Raw genomic sequence first — 16,177 nt, 5'->3', positions numbered from 1 at the left:
GAGGCGGGGCGGAAAAGTCAACGGCGTCTGCCCGGTCGTCCGGTCGGGGACAGGTGGGCAGACGCCATTGGTGTTCCGCACGCCTTTGTGCGGGACGTTCCAGGGGTGCCGTCAGACCGCGAGCGCGCGGTCGGTCGGGCGGATCGGGGCCGGCAGGTCGCTGGCCCCGGTCAGGTAGCGGTCGACGCCGCGGGCGGCCGAGCGGCCCTCCGCGATCGCCCAGACGATGAGGGACTGCCCGCGGCCGGCGTCACCGGCGACGAACACTCCCGGCACATTGGTCTGGAAGTCGGCGTCGCGGGCGATGTTACCGCGCTCATCGAGGTCTAGACCAAACTGCTCCACCAGGCCGTTCTCCCGGTCGGTGCCGGTGAAGCCCATCGCGAGGGTGACCAGCTGGGCCGGGATGCGGCGCTCGGTGCCCGGCTTCTGGGTCGGCCTGCCGTCCACGAACTCGACCTCGGCGATGTGCAGCCACTGCACATTGCCGTCCTCGTCGCCCTCGAAGTGGGTGGTGGAGGCGGAGTAGATCCGCTCGCCGCCCTCCTCGTGGGCCGAGGTGACCTTGTAGAGGATCGGGAAGGTGGGCCAGGGCTGCCCGGTCGGGTGCCGCTCGTCGTTCGGGCGGGGCATGATCTCCAGCTGGGTGACCGAGGCCGCGCCCTGCCGGTGGGCGGTGCCCACGCAGTCCGCGCCGGTGTCACCGCCGCCGATCACGACGACGTGCTTGCCCTCGGCCGTCACGGGGGCGGACACGTAGTCGCCCTCCTGGACCTTGTTGGCCAGCGGCAGGTACTCCATCGCCTGGTAGACGCCCTTCAACTCCCGCCCGGGTACGGGCAGATCACGGGCGGTGGTGGAGCCCGCGGCGATCACGATCGCGTCGTAGCGCTTCTTCAGGTCGCGGGCGTTGAGGTCGCGGCCGACCTCCACGCCGGTGCGGAAGCGGGTGCCCTCCGCGCGCATCTGCTCGATACGGCGGTTGATGTGCCGCTTCTCCATCTTGAACTCGGGGATGCCGTAGCGCAGCAGACCCCCGATGCGGTCCGCGCGCTCGTAGACGGCGACCGTGTGGCCGGCCCGGGTCAGCTGCTGGGCGGCGGCGAGGCCGGAGGGGCCCGAGCCGATGACCGCGACCGTCTTGCCGGACAGGCGCTCGGGGATGCTCGGGGCGACGTGCCCGCCCTCCCACGCCTTGTCGATGATGGAGACCTCGACGTTCTTGATGGTGACCGGCTGCTGGTTGATGCCGAGCACACACGCCGACTCGCACGGCGCCGGGCACAGCCGCCCGGTGAACTCCGGGAAGTTGTTGGTGGCGTGCAGCCGCTCGTAGGCGGCGGCCCAGTCCTCGCGGTAGGCGTAGTCGTTCCACTCGGGGATCAGGTTCCCGAGCGGACAGCCGTTGTGGCAGAACGGGATGCCGCAGTCCATGCACCGGCTGGCCTGCTTGCCGATGATCGGCAGCAGGGAGCCGGGGACGTAGACCTCGTTCCAGTCCTTGACGCGCTCACCGACGGGACGGGTCCTGGCGACCTCGCGGCCGTGGTTGAGGAAGCCCTTCGGATCAGCCATTGGTCGCCGCCTCCATCATCTTCTCGGTGATCTCGGTCTCGGAGAGACCGGCTCGCTCGGCGGCGTCCTTGGCGGCGAGCACTGCCTGGTACGTGCTGGGAATGATCTTGCTGAACCGGGCCGCGGCCGCTTCCCAGTCGGCGAGCAGCTTCGCGGCGACCGTCGAGCCGGTCTCCTCCGCGTGCCGGCGCACGACGTCGTGCAGCCACGCCTTGTCCGCGTCGGCCAGTTCCTGGACGGCGTCCGCGTTGCCCGCGTTGACGTTGGCGGGGTCGAGGTCGATGACGTAGGCGATGCCACCGGACATGCCCGCCGCGAAGTTGCGGCCGGTCGGGCCGAGGACGACCGCGTGACCACCGGTCATGTACTCGCAGCCGTGGTCGCCCACGCCCTCGGAGACGACCAGCGCGCCGGAGTTGCGCACACAGAACCGCTCACCGGTACGACCGCGCAGGAACAGCTCGCCGCGGGTGGCGCCGTAGCCGATGGTGTTGCCCGCGATCGTCGAGTACTCGGCGAGGTGGTCGGCCGCGCGGTCCGGGCGGACGACGATCCGGCCGCCCGAGAGGCCCTTGCCCACGTAGTCGTTGGCGTCGCCCTCCAGGCGCAGCGTGACACCACGCGGCAGGAAGGCGCCGAAGGACTGGCCCGCGGAACCGGTGAAGGTGATGTCGATGGTGTCCTCGGGCAGGCCCGCGCCGCCGAACTTCCGGGTCACCTCGTGGCCGAGCATGGTGCCGACCGTGCGGTTGATGTTGCGGATGGCGACCTGGGCGCGCACCGGCTGGGCCTCGGTCGCGTCGTCCGCGGCCAGGGCGTCGCCGGCGATCTTGATCAGCTCGTTGTCCAGGGCCTTCTCCAGGCCGTGGTCCTGGGCGATCTGCCGGTGGCGGGCGGCGCCCTCGGGCAGGTCCGGCACGTGGAACAGCGGTGCCAGGTTCAGGCCCTGCGCCTTCCAGTGGTCGACGGCGCGCCGCACGTCCAGCACCTCGGCGTGGCCGACGGCCTCCTCGATGGAGCGGAAGCCCAGTTCGGCGAGCAGCTCGCGGACCTCCTCGGCGATGAACCGGAAGAAGTTCACGATGTGCTCGGCCTTGCCGGCGAAGCGCTCGCGCAGCACCGGGTTCTGGGTGGCGATACCGACCGGACAGGTGTCCAGGTGGCAGACGCGCATCATGACGCAGCCGGAGACGACGAGCGGCGCGGTCGCGAAACCGAACTCCTCGGCGCCGAGCAGCGCGGCGATGACCACGTCGCGGCCGGTCTTGAGCTGACCGTCGGTCTGTACGACGATCCGGTCGCGCAGCCCGTTGAGCAGCAGCGTCTGCTGGGTCTCGGCCAGGCCCAGCTCCCAGGGGCCGCCCGCGTGCTTGAGGGAGGTCAGCGGGGAGGCGCCGGTGCCGCCGTCGTGACCGGAGATCAGCACGACGTCCGCGTGCGCCTTGGACACACCGGCCGCGACGGTGCCGACGCCGACCTCGGAGACCAGCTTGACGTGGATCCGGGCCCGGGGGTTGGCGTTCTTGAGATCGTGGATCAGCTGGGCGAGATCCTCGATGGAGTAGATGTCGTGGTGCGGCGGCGGGGAGATCAGGCCCACGCCGGGCGTCGAGTGACGCGTCTTGGCGACCCACGGGTAGACCTTGTGGCCGGGCAGCTGGCCGCCCTCGCCGGGCTTGGCGCCCTGGGCCATCTTGATCTGGATGTCGTCCGCGTTGACCAGGTACTCGGAGGTGACGCCGAAGCGGCCGGAGGCGACCTGCTTGATCGCCGAGCGGCGCGCGGGGTCGTACAGGCGCTCCGGGTCCTCGCCGCCCTCACCGGTGTTGGACTTGCCGCCCAGCTGGTTCATGGCGATGGCGAGGGTCTCGTGCGCCTCCTTGGAGATGGAGCCGTACGACATCGCGCCGGTCGAGAACCGCTTGACGATCTCGCTGACCGGCTCGACCTCCTCGACCGGGATCGGCGCCCGGTCCGAGGTGAAGCCGAACAGGCCGCGCAGCGTCATCAGGCGCTCGGACTGCTCGTTCACGCGCGAGGTGTACTTCTTGAAGATGTCGTAGCTCGCGGTGCGCGTGGAGTGCTGGAGGCGGAAGACCGTCTCCGGATCGAACAGGTGGGGCTCGCCCTCGCGACGCCACTGGTACTCGCCGCCGATGTCCAGGGCGCGGTGCGCCGGGGCGATGCCGGAGGCGGGGTACGCCTTGGCGTGGCGGGCGGCGACCTCGCGGGCGATGACGTCGATGCCGACGCCGCCGATCTTGGTGGCGGTGCCGTTGAAGTACTTCTCCACGAAGGTCTCGTCCAGGCCGACGGCCTCGAAGACCTGGGCGCCGCGGTAGGAGGCGACGGTGGAGATGCCCATCTTGGACATGACCTTCAGGACGCCCTTGCCGAGGGCGTAGATCAGGTTCTTGATGGCCTTCTCGGGGTCGGCGCCGTCGAGGAAGGTGCCCGCGCGGACCAGGTCCTCCACCGACTCCATGGCCAGGTACGGGTTGACGGCGGCGGCGCCGTAGCCGATCAGCAGGGCGACATGGTGGACCTCGCGGACGTCGCCGGCCTCGACCAGCAGGCCCACGTGGGTGCGCTGCTTGGTGCGGATGAGGTGGTGGTGGACGGCCGCGGTGAGCAGCAGCGAGGGGATCGGCGCGTGCTCGGCGTCGGAGTGCCGGTCGGAGAGGACGATCAGCCGGGCGCCGTTCTCGATGGCCGCGTCGGCCTCGGCGCAGATCTCCTCGATGCGGGCGGCCAGCGACTCGCCGCCGCCGCTCACCCGGAACAGACCGGAGAGGGTCGCGGCCTTGAAGCCGGGCATGTCGCCGTCGGCGTTGATGTGGATGAGCTTGGCCAGCTCGTCGTTGTCGATCACCGGGAAGGGCAGCAGGACGGACCGGCAGGAGGCGGCGGTCGGGTCGAGCAGATTGCCCTGGGGGCCGAGCGCGCTGCGCAGGGAGGTGACCAGCTCCTCGCGGATGGCGTCCAGCGGCGGGTTGGTGACCTGGGCGAACAGCTGGGTGAAGTAGTCGAAGAGCAGCCGGGGGCGCTCGGACAGGGCCGCGATCGGGGAGTCGGTGCCCATGGAGCCGATCGGCTCGGCGCCGGTGCGGGCCATCGGGGCGAGGATGACGCGCAGCTCCTCCTCGGTGTAGCCGAAGGTCTGCTGGCGGCGGGTGACCGAGGCGTGGGTGTGCACGATGTGCTCGCGCTCGGGCAGGTCGCCCAGCTCGATCTCGCCGGCCTCCAGCCACTCGGCGTACGGCTGTGCGCCGGTGAGCGAGGCCTTGATCTCGTCGTCCTCGATGATGCGGTGCTCGGCGGTGTCCACGAGGAACATCCGGCCGGGCTGGAGGCGGCCCTTGCGGACCACCCGGGCGGGGTCGATGTCGAGGACGCCGACCTCGGAGCCGAGGACGACCAGGCCCTCGTCGGTGACCCAGTAGCGGCCGGGGCGCAGACCGTTGCGGTCGAGCACGGCGCCGACCTGGGTGCCGTCGGTGAAGGTGACGCAGGCGGGGCCGTCCCACGGCTCCATCATCGTGGCGTGGAAGCCGTAGAAGGCGCGCCGGGCCGCCTCCATGGAGGCGTGGTTCTCCCAGGCCTCCGGGATCATCATCAGCACGGAGTGCGGCAGCGAGCGGCCGCCGAGGTGCAGCAGCTCCAGGACCTCGTCGAAGGAGGCGGAGTCGGAGGCGCCGGGGGTGCAGACCGGGAAGATCCGCTCCAGCTTCTCCGGGGGGCCGAACAGGTCGGAGGCCAGCCGGGACTCGCGGGCGCGCATCCAGTTGCGGTTGCCCTGGACGGTGTTGATCTCACCGTTGTGGGCGATGAAGCGGTACGGGTGCGCGAGCGGCCACGAGGGGAAGGTGTTCGTGGAGAACCGGGAGTGCACCAGCGCGATCGCGGAGGCGAAGCGGCGGTCGGACAGGTCCGGGAAGAAGGGCTCCAGCTGGCCGGTGGTCAGCATGCCCTTGTAGACGATGGTGCGCGCGGACAGCGACGGGAAGTAGACGCCCGCCTCGCGCTCGGCGCGCTTGCGCAGCACGAACGCCTTGCGGTCCAGGGCGATGCCCTCGCAGGCCCCGTCGGTGACGAAGATCTGCCGGAAGACCGGCATGGTGGCGCGGGCGGTGGCGCCCAGCAGCTCGGGGGCGACCGGGACCTCGCGCCAGCCGAGGACGGTCAGGTCCTCCTCGGCGGCGATCGTCTCGATCGCCGAGACGGCGTCCTCGGTGCCCTCACCGGGCAGGAAGGCGATGCCGACGGCGTACGAACCGGCGGCGGGCAGTTCGAATTCGGCCACCGCGCGGAAGAAGGCGTCCGGCACCTGCGAGAGCAGGCCCGCGCCGTCGCCCGAGTCCGGCTCGGAGCCGGTGGCGCCGCGGTGCTCCAGATTGCGCAGCACGGTGAGCGCCTGGTCGACCAGGGTGTGGGAGGCCTCGCCGGTGAGAGTGGCGACGAAACCGACGCCGCAGGCGTCATGTTCGTTGCGGGGGTCGTACATACCCTGCGCAGCAGGGCGAGCATCCATGAACGACCAGTTCTGGCCGTTCTCGGAATGCTGGGACGGCTGGCGCGGCGTACGCATCGGCTCTCCCGTCGTCGTCATGTGGCATGTGGCGTGTGCCGAGGGACGACGTTGGCCCTCTGCGGAGATGGCGAAATTTCGTGCAGGTTACATGATGACCCGGTTCTCGGGAAGCGGATACTCCGTTTCATCATGCGGACACCACGAGGGTTCTCGACGGGTGTCTGGGAGCCGCGCGGGGCGGCCGGGTACCGCACGAAGCGGCCGGTGCCGCATGGCGCGACGACCGGGTGCCGCACGGGGCGACCTGGCCGCCGCGGCGGCGGCGAACACGTGGAGGGTGGACCGCCGGGACACCATCGATCGGATCGGTGCCCATCGGTCCGGGGGAGCAGGAGGGTCTTCGTCGGCCCGCCCCGCAGGGGTGCGGCAGGCGTCATTGCCCACGGCGCTTACGGCTCATGCCCCGTGGTCATCCATCCGAAACCAGCGGGTAACGGCTACTTATTCGCCACCACGTATAAGTACCGGTCGCGCGTCATCCTACGGCCGTTCCGAACAGGGCGCCCAGGGCGTACGTCACACCGGCGGCCGCGCCGCCCAGCGCGAGCTGCCGCAGACCGCTGAACCACCAGCTGCGCGCGGTCACCTTGGCCACGACGGCGCCGCAGCCGAAGAGCCCGATCAGGGCGAGCAGCAGGGCGGGCCACAGGACGGTCGCGCCGAGCAGGTACGGCAGCAGGGGCAGCAGCGCGCCGAGGGCGAAGGAACCGAACGAGGAGACGGCCGCGACCAGCGGGGAGGGCAGGTCGCCCGGGTCGATGCCCAGCTCCTCGCGGGCGTGTATCTCCAGGGCCTGCTCGGGGTCCTTGGACAGCTGCCGGGCGACCTCGCGGGCCAGTTCGGGAGCCACGCCCCGGGCCGCGTAGAGTGCCGCGAGCTCGTCCTCCTCGTCCTGGGGGTGACGGCGCAGTTCGCGCCGCTCGACGTCCAGTTCGGCCTCGACCAGTTCGCGCTGGGAGGCGACGGAGGTGTACTCACCGGCGGCCATGGAGAAGGCGCCGGCGGCGAGGCCCGCGAGTCCGGTGATGACGATGGTCTGGTGGCCGACGGCCCCGCCGGCCACGCCGGTCATCAGGGCGAGGTTGGAGACCAGGCCGTCCATCGCGCCGAAGACGGCGGGGCGCAGCCAGCCGCCGTTGACGTCGCGGTGCGTGTGGTTGTCGCGGTGCGCTTCGTGCAGCGCCGCCGTGGTCTCGATGAGGGCCATGATCTTCTTCCCCGATTTAGCTTAGCCAAAGCTAACTTTGGACGAGTTCTATTTTTCGACACAACAGAATCTACGCCGTTCCTGATCACTCCGCCAGCAAGGGAAGGCTGGGCTAACCTGCGGCTTTACGGTTCGTGCGCTCATCGGCGCCCCTTACCGCTCAGGTTGGCCGAGCGGGTGACAGGACCCCTTCCCAGGCACGTACGGCGGCTCGTCGTGGGACACATCCGCAAAGGGTCCGCGGGCCCGGGTGGGCCCCGCCGAAGGAGGCCGCCCATGGCATCGACCGCCCGCACTCCCTCGCTCCCGGTGTCCGGGGAGCTCACCGGCCCGCGCTCCCGGGCCCGGGGCGCGCTGCTCGGCCTGGCCGTCGGGGACGCGCTCGGCGCCCCCGCGGAGAACCTGAAGCCCTCCGAGATCCGGGCCCGCTGGGGCCGTATCACCGGGTACGTCGCGGACCGGCCGCAGGGCACGGACGACACCGAGTACGCGCTCTTCTCCGGACTGCTGCTCGCCCGGCACGGCTCCGCGCTCACCCCGGCGCACGCGGAGGCGGCCTGGCACGAGTGGATCACCGAGCGGGCCACGTTCCGCGGCGCGGGCTTCAGCGAGCGGGGCACGCTGGAGAATCTGCGCCGGGGGCTCGCGGCGCCGATCTCCGCGCAGCACCGGCACGCCTGGAGCGACGGGCTGGCGATGCGCGCGGCCCCCTTCGGGGTGTTCGCGGCGGGCCGGCCCGGGGAGGCGGCCCGGCTGGTCGCCGTCGACGGCTCCGTCAGCCACGAGGGCGAGGGCATCTACGGCGGCCAGGCCGTCGCGGCGGGGGTGGCGGCGGCGATGGCGGGCGCCGCCGTCCCGGTGGTGATCGCCGCGGCCCTCGCGGTGATCCCGGACGACTCCTGGACGGCCCGGTCCCTGCGCCGCGCGGTGGCCGTCGCCCACCGGGGTGAACGCGCGGTCCGCTCCGCCGTCGTCATCGGCGGCTATCCCTGGACCGACCTCGCCCCGGAGGCGGTCGCCCTGGCGTTCGGCGCCTACGCCACGGCCGACGGCGACTTCCGCGAGGCGGTCCTGACCGCGGTCAACATGGGCCGCGACGCGGACACGACGGCGGCGGTGGCGGGCGCGCTGTCGGGCGCGACGCAGGGCCTGCCGGCCATCCCGACCGCCTGGGCGTCCGCGATCGGCCCGGCGCGGGGCAGGTGCCTGCCGTCGATGAGCGGGTGGCATGTGCTGGAGGTGGCGGACCTCCTGGTACGGAAGGCGAACGGGGAGCGGGCCGCCGAACCTCCCACGTCCCCACCCGCCCTCGCCTCCCTCCGGCCCACCGCTATTCCCCTACTCACCCCCACCCCCCAGCCGACCGATCCACCGCAGCCCACAACCATGGCCCGGCCGACCGCCGCTCCTCCTCTCGCCAGCGCCTCCCACCCGACCAACGCGCCTCAGCCCGTAATCGCCGCCGCCCTGCCGATCGCCCAACCCCAATCCGCCCTCACATCCCCCCAGCCAGCCACCGCTCCCCTCATCGCTCCCACCCTCCCGCCGACCGAGCCGCCCCAGCCCGTGACCACCGCCGCCTTGCCGACCACCCAACCCCGACCTGTCCTCGCATCCCTCCAACCGAGCACCACTGCCCTCATCGCCCCCGCCTCCCACCCGACCAGCGCACCCCAGCCCGTAACCACCGCCGCCCGCCCCACCGATCCGCCCCCGCCCGCCGCCACCCCGACCCACGCCCCATCCCCACCTCTCCCCACAGCCACCCGGGCCGCCGAACCACCCTCACCCCCGCCCGCCGCCTCCCCACCCCCCGAGCCACCCCCAGCCCCCTCCACAACCCCCCAGCCGATCGCCCCACCCCCGCCCCTCACCCCGGCCTCCCAGCCGACGGATTCGGGTGGTGGGTGGGCGAAGGAGGACGGCCGGGGGGCCAGGGGGCGGAGCCCCTTGGGCGGGGTGGACGTCGGCGGCATGGATGTGGTCGGCGTCGATGCCGACGTCGACAGTGAAGGGGCACCGTGATGGCCGGGCGGGTCGAAGGGATGTTGTTGGGGCTTGCCGCCGGGGACGCCGCCGGCTGGCCCGCGGGGCGGCACCGGGCGGCCCGGATGCCGGAGTGGACCCGTCGGCTCACCCGTGAACTGGACACCTTCGCGGAGCAGAACGCGACCACCACCCTCCCCGTGCCGATCGCCCTCAACCAACCCCCCGAACCCCTCCGCCTCGGCCCCTCCGACGACGCCGAATGGGCCGCCTTCGCCGCGGAGGCGGTCCTGCGGGCCGGTGCCGACGACGCCCTCGGCGACCTCAGCCGTGACCGCCGTATGCGCGCCGCCATCGACCTCACCTGGTCCGCCGTCGCCTGCGAGGTCGCCGCCGCCGCGGACCGCGCGCCGGAGATCGAGTCCGCCGTACTGCCGCTGCGCGCCCGCATCTCCGTCCGGGCCGGTCTCGGCAACCTCGCCACCGGCCTGCGCCCGCCCGCCAGCGGCCACGACAACCCGCACTACTTCGACGACGCCGCCTGCGTACGCGCCTGCGCCCTCGCCGTGGCCCACCCCGGCGACCCCGAACGCGCCGCCGACCTCGCCGAGTTCGACGCCCGCTACACCCAGGACGGCGACGGCGTGCACGGCGCCCGCGCCATGGCCGCGGCCGTCTCGCTCGCTCTCACCGGCGCGGACACCCGCGCCTGCGTCACCGCCGCCCTGGCCGAACTCCCGCCCGGGACCGAGATCGGCCGCAACGCCCGGCACGCGCTCGCCCTCGCCGCGGACGGCGCCTCCGCCTTCGCCCTCGTACCCCTCCTCGAACACCAGATCGTGGACCATGTCTACAGCTACGGCGTGGCCGCCGCCGAGACCGTCCCCGTCGCGCTCGCGCTGACCACCGCCGCCGACGGCCGTATCGCCGCGGCCGTACCCGCCGCCGCCTGCCTGTCCCGGGTCGCCGACTCCGCCCCCGCCCTCACCGGCGCCCTCACCGGAGCGCTCGGCGGCGCCGCCGCGATCCCGGGGACCTGGCGGGACGCCTGCCGGGTGCTGCCCGGCTGCGCCCTGCCCCGGCTGACCGGCACCGATCTGGTGGAACTCGCCGGACTCCTGGAAGCCGCGCAACCGGCCCGCCCGGGAGGATGATTCGGGCATGACGCCCAAGCAACCCAAAGGCACCGGACACCCCGATCTGGACGAACGGATCACCGGCGCCCTCGTCGGCGCCGCAGTCGGCGACGCCCTCGGCGGACCGGTCGAGGGCTACTCCCCCGACCAGATCGCCGAGCGCCACGGCGGCCTCGTGCACGGCATCGTCGGCCCCTGGCACGGCGACGCGTGGCGCACCGCCCGCCCGCTCGCGCCTTACCACAAGGGCGACGGACACGTCACCGACGACACCTTGATGACCCACGCCCTGGTCCGGGTCTACGACCGCGTCCGCGACCACCTCGACGCCTACGCGCTCGCCGAGCACCTGGTGCCGGACCTGATGACCAGCCCCCGCTGGATCCCCGAACTGGAGGCGGAGGCACTGCCGTTGCACCGCCTCTTCCTCGCCGAGAAGTGGCTGGTGGCCCGGCTCGCCTACGGTCACGCGGACCCCCGGGAGGCGGGCACCGGCAACATCGTCAACTGCGGTGCGGCGATGTACATGGCCCCCGTCGGCCTGGTCAACGCGGCCGACCCGCGCGCCGCGTACGCCGAGGCGCTGGACATCGCCGGGGCCCACCAGTCGTCGTACGGCCGGGAGGCGGCCGGTGTCTTCGCCGCGGCCGTCGCCGCCGCCACCGCGCCGGGCGCGACTCCGGACTCGGTGGTGACCGCCTGCCTGGCGCTGGCCAAGGACGGCACCCGGGCGGCGATCGAGAAGGTCTGCGAAGTGGCGTACCGGCACAGCGACTTCGCCTCGGCGCTCGGTCCGCTGCGCGCGGCGGTCGAGCCGTACGACACCGTCGGCCCGGACTACCGGGCCCCCTCGCTCGGCGCCCGCCGCCCCTCGCGGCTGCACTCCATCGAGGAACTCCCCGTCGCACTCGGCATGCTGGTGGTCTCCGGCGGCGACTACCGGCACGCGGTGCTCGGTTCGGTCAACTACGGGCGCGACTGCGACTCGATCGCCACCATGGCCGGTGCCCTCGCGGGCGCGCTCGGCTCGCCGGTGCCCGAGGAGTGGGCGAAGACGGTCGCGGAGGCGAGCCGCCTGGACCTGTGGCAGCCGGCCCGGACCCTCGCCCAGGTGGCGCGCGAGGTGTTCGCCCTCGACCGCGGCCGGCGCCGCGCCCATGAGCGGGCCTTCGGCGCCCTGGGAGGCGCACCGGACACGGGCGACCCGTCCCGCACCGGCCGGGGAGGCGTGCCGTGCTCCGACTGACCTGGGTCCAGCCCGAGGACCTGCTCGGCCACGAACTGCGCCAGGCCCGCCTCGACGGCCGCGAGCCGTCCCGGATCGAGGAGCGCTGGCGTGCGGCGGGCGGCCCGGACGCCCCGGACCGGGCGGGCGCCTCCCCGCACCGCGTCTCGCGCTATCTGCGGCTGCTCGCCGAGGACCTGCTGGACGAACTGGCGGATCTGCCCAGCCGGTTGGCCGACGACGAGCCGACCGAGTTGGCCGCGATCCGGGCCGCCTGCCCCGACTGGCCCGCCGGGCGGCTCGCCGGGACGCCGGGACCGCTCGCGTTCGAGGCGTCCTGGCTGGGCCGGGCCGCCGGCTGCCTGCTGGGCAAGCCGGTCGAGAAACTGCCCCTGGACGCCGTGCGCGCCCTCGCCCGGGCCAGCGGCAACTGGCCGCTGAACGGCTACTTCACCGCCCGTGGCGTGCCCGCCGAACTGCTCGACGCGCACCCGTGGAACCGCCGCTCGGCCGCCACCTCGCTGGCCGAGAACATCGATGGCATGCCCGAGGACGACGACCTCGACTACCCGCTGCTCAACCTGCTGCTGCTCCAGCGGCACGGCAAGGGCTTCAGCACCGCGGACGTCGCCCGGCTGTGGCTCGAAGAGCTGCCGCCGGGACGGACGTTCACCGCCGAGCGCCTCGCCTACCGCAACCTCCTCAGCGGCGTGGAGCCCCCGCACACCGCCCGCCACCGCAACCCCTTCCGGGAGTGGATCGGCGCCCTGATCCGCGCCGACGTGCACGGCTGGACCAACCCGGGCGACCCGGCCGCCGCAGCCGAACAGGCGTACCGGGACGCGGTGTTGACCCACACGGCAGGCGGCGTCTACGCGGCCATGTTCACCGCCGCCACCCTGGCCGCGGCCGCCACCGGCGACCACGACGTGCACACCTGCCTGCGCGTGGGCCGTTCGGTCGTCCCGCACCGCTCCCGGCTGGCCGGGGCCATCGACCACGCCGTTCAACTGGCCGCCACGCACGAGGACTTCGACACCGTGGTGGACGAACTCCACGCCGTCTACTCCCCCACCCACCACTGGGTGCACGCCCTGCCCAACACCGCCCTGCTGGCCGCCGCGCTCACCCACGCGGACGGCGACTTCACCGGCTCGATCCGGCGGGCGGTGGCGGGCGGCCTGGACACCGACTCGGTCGGCGCGAGCGCGGGCAGCATCGCCGGGCTCCTCGCGGGCTCCCCCGCCGCGCTCCCCGAGCACTGGCGGGCCCCGCTGAAGAACCGGCTCGCCACCGCCGTCGCCGACTTCGACGGCACCGGCTTCGACACCCTCGCCCACCTCACCCACCTGGAGGCGAACCGCCCATGACCCATATCGCCGTCCTCGGCAGCACGAACATGGACCTCGTCGCCTTCGTCGCCAGGGCCCCGCGGCGCGGCGAGACGGTGACCGGCCGGGAGTTCCGGACGATCCCCGGCGGCAAGGGCGCCAACCAGGCGATCGCCGCCGCGCGGGCCGGGGCCACCGTCTCGATGATCGGCGCGGTGGGCAACGACGCGGCCGGGACCCGGCTGCGGGAGACCCTCGAACACTCCGGTGTGGACACCGACTTCCTGCGCACGGTCGAGGGCCCCTCCGGCACCGCGCACATCGTGGTGGACGACGAGGGCGGCAACTCCATCGTCGTCGTCCCGGGCGCCAACGGCACCGTCGACCATCTCTCGCCCGGCGACGAGGGGCTGATCGCCTCCGCCGACACCCTGCTGCTCCAGCTGGAGATCCCGCCGGCCGCGGTGGTCGCGGGCGCCGCCGCCGCACGGCGGCACGGGATCCGGACGATCCTCACGCCCTCCCCCGTCCAGCCGCTGCCGCCCGAACTCCTCGCCGCCACCGACCTGTTGGTGCCCAACCAGTACGAGGCGATCACCCTCACCGGCCGCACCGACCCGCGCGAGGCCGCCACGGCGCTCCTTGAGCTGGTGCCGCGCGTGGTGGTCACCCTGGGCGCGACGGGCTGCCTGTACGTCGCCCGGGACGCCGAGCCGCTGGTGGTACCCGCGCCCCGGGTCGAGGCGGTGGACAGCACGGGCGCGGGCGACACCTTCACCGGGGCGCTCGCGGTGGCCCTCGCCGAGGAGAAACCCGTACGGGAGGCCCTGTCCTGGGCGGCCGCCGCGGCGTCCCTCTCCGTCGAGCGGGCCGGGGCGTCGGCGTCGATGCCGTACCGCCCGGAGATCGACGCCCGGTTCACCGCGTGAACGGGGGCGGGGCAGAAGAGGCGAACGGGGGTACGGCGGCGCGCGCCGGGGCGCTGGACGGGCTGCGGGTGCTGGACCTGGCCACGCTCTTCGCCGGGCCCATGGCCGCGACGCTGCTCGGCGACTTCGGCGCCGAGGTGATCAAGGTCGAGCATCCGGGGCGCCCCGATCCGTCCCGGGGGCACGGTCCGGCCAAGGACGGGGTCGGCCTGTGGTGGAAGGTGCTCGGCCGCAACAAGCGGGCGATCACCCTGGACCTGTCCCGGCCGGGCGGGCGGGCGACCCTGCTGCGGCTCGCCGCCACCGCCGATGTCGTGATCGAGAACTTCCGCCCCGGGACGCTGGAGAAATGGGACCTGGGCTGGGCGGAGCTGTCCGCGGCCAACCCGCGTCTGGTGCTCGCCCGGGTCACCGCGTTCGGGCAGTTCGGGCCGTATGCGCACCGGCCCGGGTTCGGCACCCTCGCGGAGGCGATGAGCGGCTTCGCCGCGCTCACCGGGGAGCCGGACGCGCCGCCGGTGCTGCCGCCCTTCGGGCTCGCCGACTCGGTCGCGGGCCTCACCACCGCGTACGCCGTGCTCACGGCGCTGGCCGCGCGGGAGCGCACCGGCACCGGGCAGGTCGTGGACATGGCGATCATCGAGCCGATCCTGTCCGTGCTCGGCCCGCACCCCACCTGGTACGACCAGCTCGGCTACGTCCAGGAACGCACCGGCAACCGGTCCGCGAACAACGCCCCGCGCAACACGTACCGCACCGCCGACGGCACCTGGGTTGCCGTCTCCACGTCCGCGCAGTCCGTGGCGGAGCGGGTGATGCGGCTGGTGGGGCGGCCGGAGCTGGTCGAGGAGCCCTGGTTCGCGTCGGGCGCGCAGCGGGCCGCGCACGCGGAGGTGCTGGACGCGGCGGTCGGCTCCTGGATCGCCGCCCGCGGCCGTACGGAGGTCCTGGCGGCGTTCGAGAAGGCGGAGGCGGCGGTGGCGCCGGTGCAGGATGTGCGGGACGTGTTCGAGGACCCCCAGTACCAGGCGCTGAACACGGTGACGACCGTGCCGGACCCGGAGCTGGGCCCGCTGCGGCTGCAGAACGTGCTGTTCCGGCTGTCCGCCACGCCCGGCGCGATCCGCTGGGCCGGGCGGCCGCACGGCGCGGACACCGACGCGGTCCTCACCGAGCTGGGCCTCGCCCCGGCCGATATCGCCGCCCTGCGCGCGGAGGGCGCCCTGTGACCCCGCTGACCTGGCTGTACGTCCCCGGGGACCGGCCCGCCGTGGTCACCAAGGCGCTGGCGGCGGGCGCGGACGTGGTGGTCGTCGACCTGGAGGACGCGGTGGCGGCGGAGCGCAAGGAGTACGCGCGCGCCGCCACGGCGGAGCTGCTCACGGCGGCGCAGCCGGTGCCGGTGCATGTGCGGATGAACGCCCTGGACACCCCGTGGGCGGCCGCGGACCTGGCGGCGCTGCGGGGTCTGCGCGGTCTGTCGGGGCTACGGCTGCCGAAGGTGACCGGTCCCGCGGAGGTGCGCCGGGTCGCCGCCGCCGTGCCGTACCCCCTGTACGCGCTGCTGGAGTCGGCGCTGGCCGTCGAGCACGCGTACGCCATCGCGGGCGCGCACCCGTCGCTGCGGGGCATCTCCCTCGGGGAGGCGGATCTGCGGGCGGACCTCGGGGTGCGGGCGGACTCGGGGCTCGACTGGCCGCGCTCCCGGGTGATCGTCGCCGCGCGCGCCGCCGGGCTGCCCCCGCCGGCGCAGACCGTCCACCCCGACATCCGCGACCTCGACGGCCTGGCCGCCTCCTGCGCCCACGGCCGCGCCCTCGGCTTCCTCGGCCGGGCCGCGATCCATCCCCGCCAGCTCCCGGTCATCGAGCGCGCCTATCTGCCCACCCCCGCCGAACTGGAGCACGCCGAGACCGTCCTCAAGGCCGCCACCACCGAACCCGGCGCCCAGGCCCTCCCCGACGGCCGCTTCATCGACGCGGCGGTGGTCGCCATGGCCCACCGCACACTGTCGCTGGCCCGGCGGGGGTGAGAGGCCGGGGACGGGCGGGGCCGACGCGGCACCGCCGGTCACCGCCGCCGTGTCGGGTGCCCTCGCGGTGGAAAGGAGGGGCGGCCACCGTGGTGGAGATCGGCGGTGCCGGGCCCGGTGGCGCAAACGCCGAGGGCGCCCGGGGGGATCCGGGCGCCCTCGGTG

The 16,177-nt window shown here is 73.7% G+C and carries 10 protein-coding genes; 7 read left to right on the top strand and 3 right to left on the bottom strand.

The window, feature by feature from the left end; translation table 11 throughout:
* Positions 1 to 111 precede the first annotated feature (111 nt).
* From QHG49_RS26055 to QHG49_RS26045, 3 genes are all read right to left on the bottom strand, one after another.
* On the bottom strand, positions 112 to 1,575 hold the full coding sequence (locus tag QHG49_RS26055) for a glutamate synthase subunit beta (protein WP_159700513.1): 1,464 nt from the start codon (positions 1,573 to 1,575) through the stop codon (positions 112 to 114).
* Positions 1,568 to 6,079, bottom strand: a complete 4,512-nt coding sequence (gltB, locus tag QHG49_RS26050; protein ID WP_201300784.1) for a glutamate synthase large subunit — start codon at positions 6,077 to 6,079, stop codon at positions 1,568 to 1,570. Before gltB ends, QHG49_RS26055 begins: the two co-directional genes overlap by 8 nt.
* A gap of 562 nt (positions 6,080 to 6,641) precedes the next feature.
* Entirely contained in the window at positions 6,642 to 7,373 is a 732-nt protein-coding gene (locus QHG49_RS26045) for a VIT1/CCC1 transporter family protein (protein ID WP_159700516.1), read from the bottom strand.
* A 276-nt stretch (positions 7,374 to 7,649) separates the two neighbouring features.
* Between QHG49_RS26045 and QHG49_RS26040 the strand changes: the two genes are divergently transcribed.
* From QHG49_RS26040 to QHG49_RS26010, 7 genes are read left to right on the top strand one after another with little or no spacing between them, the layout of a single operon-like run.
* On the top strand, positions 7,650 to 9,398 hold the full coding sequence (locus QHG49_RS26040; RefSeq protein WP_301491543.1) for an ADP-ribosylglycohydrolase family protein: 1,749 nt from the start codon (positions 7,650 to 7,652) through the stop codon (positions 9,396 to 9,398).
* On the top strand, positions 9,398 to 10,513 hold the full coding sequence (locus tag QHG49_RS26035; RefSeq protein WP_301491542.1) for an ADP-ribosylglycohydrolase family protein: 1,116 nt from the start codon (positions 9,398 to 9,400) through the stop codon (positions 10,511 to 10,513). Before QHG49_RS26040 ends, QHG49_RS26035 begins: the two co-directional genes overlap by 1 nt.
* A 7-nt stretch (positions 10,514 to 10,520) precedes the next feature.
* A complete protein-coding gene (locus QHG49_RS26030) occupies positions 10,521 to 11,741 on the top strand; it encodes an ADP-ribosylglycohydrolase family protein (RefSeq protein WP_301491541.1) in 1,221 nt (406 codons plus the stop codon).
* Positions 11,729 to 13,090, top strand: coding sequence for an ADP-ribosylglycohydrolase family protein (locus QHG49_RS26025; protein WP_301491540.1), 1,362 nt, complete (start codon positions 11,729 to 11,731; stop codon positions 13,088 to 13,090). The genes QHG49_RS26030 and QHG49_RS26025 overlap by 13 nt, the downstream gene beginning before the upstream one ends.
* Positions 13,087 to 13,980, top strand: coding sequence for a ribokinase (gene rbsK, locus QHG49_RS26020; protein ID WP_145484849.1), 894 nt, complete (start codon positions 13,087 to 13,089; stop codon positions 13,978 to 13,980). The genes QHG49_RS26025 and rbsK overlap by 4 nt, the downstream gene beginning before the upstream one ends.
* Positions 13,977 to 15,209: a CaiB/BaiF CoA transferase family protein gene (locus tag QHG49_RS26015; RefSeq protein ID WP_370530509.1), complete on the top strand. Its 1,233-nt coding sequence runs from the start codon at positions 13,977 to 13,979 to the stop codon at positions 15,207 to 15,209. The genes rbsK and QHG49_RS26015 overlap by 4 nt, the downstream gene beginning before the upstream one ends.
* Positions 15,206 to 16,012 (top strand): CoA ester lyase, encoded by an 807-nt coding sequence (locus QHG49_RS26010; RefSeq protein ID WP_159700525.1) that lies wholly within the window; start codon positions 15,206 to 15,208, stop codon positions 16,010 to 16,012. The genes QHG49_RS26015 and QHG49_RS26010 overlap by 4 nt, the downstream gene beginning before the upstream one ends.
* Positions 16,013 to 16,177: the final 165 nt, after the last annotated feature.

This window comes from Streptomyces sp. WP-1 (genome assembly GCF_030450125.1).
GTDB lineage: Bacteria > Actinomycetota > Actinomycetes > Streptomycetales > Streptomycetaceae > Streptomyces > Streptomyces incarnatus.
Note: the sequence above shows the minus strand (reverse complement) of the source record. Positions and strands in the feature narration are given on the sequence as shown.

What these genes read in the sequence shown, in the direction of transcription:
- gltB (WP_201300784.1), bottom strand. Translation starts at nt 6,079, where the DNA reads ATGTACGACCCCCGCAACGAACATGACGCCTGCGGCGTCGGTTTCGTC.
- rbsK (WP_145484849.1), top strand. Translation starts at nt 13,087, where the DNA reads ATGACCCATATCGCCGTCCTCGGCAGCACGAACATGGACCTCGTCGCC.
- QHG49_RS26055 (WP_159700513.1), bottom strand. Translation starts at nt 1,575, where the DNA reads ATGGCTGATCCGAAGGGCTTCCTCAACCACGGCCGCGAGGTCGCCAGG.
- QHG49_RS26045 (WP_159700516.1), bottom strand. Translation starts at nt 7,373, where the DNA reads ATGGCCCTCATCGAGACCACGGCGGCGCTGCACGAAGCGCACCGCGAC.
- QHG49_RS26035 (WP_301491542.1), top strand. Translation starts at nt 9,398, where the DNA reads ATGGCCGGGCGGGTCGAAGGGATGTTGTTGGGGCTTGCCGCCGGGGAC.
- QHG49_RS26040 (WP_301491543.1), top strand. Translation starts at nt 7,650, where the DNA reads ATGGCATCGACCGCCCGCACTCCCTCGCTCCCGGTGTCCGGGGAGCTC.
- QHG49_RS26030 (WP_301491541.1), top strand. Translation starts at nt 10,521, where the DNA reads ATGACGCCCAAGCAACCCAAAGGCACCGGACACCCCGATCTGGACGAA.